Consider the following 4,809-nt stretch of genomic DNA (forward strand, 5'->3'; position numbering starts at 1 on the left):
CCCGCTGCTCGCTGGCTCGCTGGCCCAACGGCCGCTGCTCGCTGGCCCGACGGCCGCTGCTCGCTGCCCGGCGGCTGCGGAGCAGCCCCTCCACCGCTCTCAGCCCGGATGGTGGCGCGGCGAGGCCGGGACGGCAGGTGCTGGGCGTGTGTGTCACGTGACTTTGCGGTGCGCGTACCGGAAAAGGGTCTGCGGTGGAGACGGGCATCGAGGCGGCAATGGGGGATGTCGGTGGGGGCGGATAGGCTGAACGGGTGCGAGTTCTTGCAGCTATGTCCGGCGGGGTCGACTCCGCTGTCGCTGCCGCGCGCGCTCGGGACGCCGGCCACGATGTGACCGGGGTGCACCTCGCGCTGGCGCGGAATCCTCAGACCTACCGGACCGGTGCGCGGGGGTGCTGCACGCTCGAGGATTCGCGGGATGCGCGGCGGGCCGCCGACGTCATCGGGATCCCGTTCTATGTGTGGGACATGGCTGAGCAGTTCCACGACAACGTGGTCGACGACTTCGTCGCGGAATATGCGGCCGGGCGCACGCCGAACCCGTGCCTGCGGTGCAACGAGAAGATCAAGTTCACCGCGGTGCTGGATCGGGCGGTTGCGCTGGGCTTCGACGCCGTGGTCACCGGGCACCACGCCCGGCTGGGGGCGGACGGGCTGCTGCGGCGCAGTGTCGACATCGCCAAGGACCAGTCGTACGTGCTGGCTGTGCTGACCCGCGCGCAGCTCGACCGGGCTGTGTTCCCGCTCGGGGATTCGACCAAGGAGCGGGTCCGGCAGGAGGCGGCCGAGCGGGGGCTGGCCGTCGCCGACAAGCCCGACTCGCACGACATCTGCTTCATCGCCGACGGTGACACCAAGGGCTTCCTGGCCGAGCGCCTGGGGGCGACGCCGGGCGACATCGTGGACGGTCGCACCGGGGCCGTGCTGGGGCAGCACGACGGCGCTTTCTCCTACACGATCGGTCAGCGCAAGGGTCTCGACCTGCGGGTTCCGGCGCCGGACGGGCGTCCTCGTTATGTGCTTTCGATCACGCCGAAGACCAACACCGTGACGGTCGGGCCGCGGGAGGATCTCGCCGTCGACACCGTGACGGCGACCAAGCCGATCTGGCACGGCGAGCAGACTCCGGTCGAGTGCGACGTGCAGCTGCGTGCTCACGGCGAGGTCGTTCCCGCCGTGGTGAGCGTCGGTCCGGACGGCCTGGTGGCCCACCTGCGCGCGCCGGCTCGGGGGGTTGCGGCTGGTCAGGCCATCGTCGCCTATCGGCCGGATCCGGCCGGCGACATCGTTCTCGGCTCGGCGACGATCGCTTCCGGCACCCTGAGCGCGGACGGATCCGGTGATGCCTCGGCTGATCGGGTGTCCGCCAGTGCCGACGGGGTCGGGCCGGCGCGTCGTGCCTGATTTTCCCTGGCCGGCCGGTGCGGCCACCGGGGTCGGCTCGCTGCCCGGCACCGACATCGCCGAGGCCCAGCGCCTGATCATGGGCGAGCTGCCCGAGCTGCCGCACCTGGCCGAGCTGCCCGACCGCGGTCCCGGCGCCGACATGATCGGGCGCACCGCCGGCCTGCTGGTCGAGCTGCCGGTGCAGATCTATGTCGGCCGCTGGCAGATGGCTCCCCGCCCCGGCCGGGACCAGCGCCGCATCGCCGACCTGATGGAACGCGACCTCGATCAGCTCTCCGAGCAGGCCGACCGGTTCACCGGACCGGTCAAGCTGCAGGCCGCCGGGCCGTGGACGATGGCGGCGAGCCTGGATCTGCCGATCGGTGGCCGCATGCTGCGCGACTCCGGTGCCGTGCGTCACCTGACCGAGTCGCTGGCCGAGGGGCTGCGCCGACACGTGGCCGAGGTGCAGAAGCGGCTTCCGCAGGCGTCGGTGCTGCTCCAGCTCGATGAGCCTTCGCTGCCGGCGGTGCTCGCCGGACGCATCCCGACGGAGAGCGGACTCGGGGCATACAAGGTCGTCGACGGGCCGGATGCCGCGACGGGGCTGCGGACGGTGGTTGAGGCTGTCGGGGTGCCGGTCATCGTGCACTGCTGTGCTCCGGCCGTACCGCTGCAGGTGGTCCGGGATGCGCGGGCCGCCGCCGTCGCGCTCGACCTGTCGCTGATCAAGGATCTTGATCCGCTGGGGGAGGCCCTGGAGGCCGGGCTCGGTCTCTTCGCCGGTGCGGCGCCCACCCGGCGGCGATCTCGCCGACGGACCGGTCGAGCAGGTAGTACAGGGTCAGCGCCCGGCGATGCGCCGCCGGCAGCGTCCGCATCGCGCGGACCAGCAGGACCGTGTCCTCCGACGGCGGTGCCGCAGGTGCGGGTGGGGGATCGGCAGCGGCCCGCGACCGGCGTACGCCCAGCCGGCGCCACCGGTCCGCGGAGAGCCGGCTGACCACCAGGCGCAACCACGCCTCCGGCTCCTCATAGCCGGACAACCGCCGCCACCGCTGCCACGCCCGGGCGTACGCCTCCTGCACCAGGTCCTGCGCCTCGGCCGGGTCGCCGGTGAGCCCGTAGGCGTAGCGGACCAGCCTGCGGGACGTGTCCCGGTAGAACGCGTCGAAGTCGTCGGTCATCTCCACCGCCCCTCGCAGAAGGACACGGGACGGCCGCCCGGTCGGTTGCGCACGGGTCTCGCTAGGATGCTGCCTCATGGCTCGCGTGCTCACTCCCCGTGCGGAGGACTTCCCCCGCTGGTACCAGGACCTCATCGCCAAGGCGCAACTCGCCGACAACGGCCCGGTGCGCGGGACGATGGTGATCCGGCCGGCCGGCTACGCCATCTGGGAGCACATGCAGGCGGACATGGACCGCCGGATCAAGGAAGCGGGCGTGCAGAACGCGTACTTCCCGCTGTTCATCCCGGAGAGCTACCTGCGCCGCGAGGCCAACCACGTCGAGGGCTTCTCGCCCGAACTGGCCGTGGTCACCCACGCCGGCGGCAAGGAGCTCGCCGAGCCGCTGGTCGTCCGGCCGACCAGCGAGACCGTCATCGGCGAGTTCATGGCCAAGTGGGTCGACTCCTACCGGGACCTGCCGCTGCTGCTCAACCAGTGGGCCAACGTCGTGCGCTGGGAGCTGCGCCCGCGCACGTTCCTGCGCACCACCGAGTTCCTCTGGCAGGAGGGCCACACCGCGCACGCGACCGAGGAGGACGCCCGCGAGCACGCGCGGGAGATCCACAAGAACGTGTACGAGGACTTCATGGTCAGCATGCTGGCCATCCCGGTCGTACCCGGCCGCAAGACCAAGGGCGAGCGGTTCGCCGGCGCGACCAACACCATGACCGTCGAGGCCATGATGGGCGACATGAAGGCCCTGCAGATGGGCACGTCGCACGAGCTGGGGCAGAACTTCGCCAAGGCCTTCGACATCACCTACTCGTCGGCGGCCGGCAAGGTCGAGCACGCCTGGACCACGTCCTGGGGCACCTCCACCCGGATGATGGGCGGCCTGATCATGGTGCACGGCGACGACAACGGCCTGCGCCTGCCGCCGCGCATCGCGCCGATCCAGGCCCAGGTCATGGTGGTCAAGGCCGGCGAAGGCGTCCTGGAAGCGGCCACCAAGCTGACCGAGGAGCTCAAGGCGGCCGGCGTACGCGTCAAGCTCGACGCCCGGGCCGACATCCCGTTCGGCCGCCGGGCCGTCGACGCCGAGCTCCAGGGCATTCCGGTACGCATCGAGGTCGGCCCCCGCGACCTGGGCGCCGGCAACGCCGTGGTGGCCCGCCGCATCGACGGCACCAAGACGCCGGTGGCCCTGGCCGAGGTGGCCGCGACCGTGACAGCCGCGCTCAAGGCCGACCAGCAGCGGATGTACGACGACGCGCTGGCATTCCGCGAGACGAACACGGTCGACGTGAAGACGCTGGGCGACGCGATCGAAGCAGCGCAGACCGGCTGGGCGCGAGTGCCGTGGTCGGCGGTCGGCACCGAGGGCGAGGCCGAGGCGAACGGCAAGGCGGTGACCGTGCGCTGCCTGTTCCGCGAAGACGGCTCGATGCCCGACTCCGACGACGAGCCCGACCTGATCGCGATCCTGGCCCGGTCGTACTGACCGTGCCCGCCCGTTTCACGCCCGCCCGTTTCACGCCCGGCCGCGAGGTCCTCTACCGCAACATCGACGGGCCGCGGCTGGCTTCCGTACGCCCGTGCCGGGTGGTCTCGGACGACGACCGCGGGCTGCTGCTCTGGCTGGCCCGCGGCTCGGCGGTGGTGATCGAGGTGGCAGAGGACGGCCGGGGCATCCGCGACATGCCGTTCGCCGAATGGACCGGCCTGCGCACCAAGATCGTCGCCGACACCTGGCAAGGCCCGGGCCTGCTCAAATTCATCCCCCCGGACGCCGACCACTCGATCTGGCTCTTCCGCGACGACGCCGGCACCTTCACCGGCTGGTACGTGAACCTGGAAGAACGAGCAATCCGCTGGGACGACGGCGACGTGGCGGGCGTGGACGTGATCGACCAGGACCTGGACATCGTGGTAGCCCCGGACCGGACGTGGCAGTGGAAAGACGAAGACGAGTTCTCCGAGCGTCTCGCCTTCCCGGACCACTACTGGGTCCACGACTCCTCGGCCGTCCGCGCCGAAGGTCTCCGCGTGGTCAAGTCGATCGAGGCTGGGGATTTTCCCTTCGACGGCACCTGGACCACCTACCAGCCTGATCCGTCCTGGCCCGTTCCCACTTCCTTGCCTTCCGGATGGGATCGGGCCGCTGCGCCTCGGCCCTGATTTTGTTTCTGCTGGTTGCATGGTGGGGCTTGGGGGCGGGGATGGCCCACGCAGCCCGTCAAGCTTGATATCTG

4 protein-coding genes and 1 pseudogene are annotated in these 4,809 nt (G+C 71.1%); 4 read left to right on the top strand and 1 reads right to left on the bottom strand.

The genetic code is table 11. The annotated features are described in order from the left end of the window. The first annotated feature begins 254 nt into the window (after window positions 1-254). Entirely contained in the window at window positions 255-1,406 is a 1,152-nt protein-coding gene (gene mnmA / locus AB0C29_RS33945) for a tRNA 2-thiouridine(34) synthase MnmA (RefSeq protein WP_360829014.1), read from the top strand. Further along, window positions 1,399-2,190: pseudogene (locus AB0C29_RS33950) on the top strand (methionine synthase); the annotation flags it as partial. The gene mnmA and the pseudogene AB0C29_RS33950, both read left to right, overlap by 8 nt. Here the strand turns inward: AB0C29_RS33950 and AB0C29_RS33955 are convergent. Next, a complete protein-coding gene (locus tag AB0C29_RS33955) occupies window positions 2,117-2,710 on the bottom strand; it encodes a sigma-70 family RNA polymerase sigma factor (protein WP_360829017.1) in 594 nt (197 codons plus the stop codon). The pseudogene AB0C29_RS33950 and the gene AB0C29_RS33955 overlap by 74 nt on opposite strands. On the opposite strand from AB0C29_RS33955, the gene proS reads away from it, so the two are divergent. Both proS and AB0C29_RS33965 read left to right on the top strand, forming a co-directional pair. Continuing rightward, window positions 2,652-4,058, top strand: coding sequence for a proline--tRNA ligase (gene proS, locus AB0C29_RS33960; RefSeq protein WP_360829020.1), 1,407 nt, complete (start codon window positions 2,652-2,654; stop codon window positions 4,056-4,058). The genes AB0C29_RS33955 and proS overlap by 59 nt on opposite strands. 2 nt (window positions 4,059-4,060) lie before the next feature. Continuing rightward, window positions 4,061-4,735, top strand: coding sequence for a DUF402 domain-containing protein (locus AB0C29_RS33965; RefSeq protein WP_360829023.1), 675 nt, complete (start codon window positions 4,061-4,063; stop codon window positions 4,733-4,735). Window positions 4,736-4,809 lie beyond the last annotated feature (74 nt).

The organism is Actinoplanes sp. NPDC048791 (genome assembly GCF_040650095.1).
Lineage (GTDB): Bacteria > Actinomycetota > Actinomycetes > Mycobacteriales > Micromonosporaceae > Actinoplanes.

Coding starts and splice junctions, on each gene's coding strand:
- AB0C29_RS33955 (WP_360829017.1), bottom strand. CDS start 2,710: ATGAGGTCCTGGTACCAGCGGGGGAAGTCCTCCGCACGGGGAGTGAGC.
- proS (WP_360829020.1), top strand. CDS start 2,652: ATGGCTCGCGTGCTCACTCCCCGTGCGGAGGACTTCCCCCGCTGGTAC.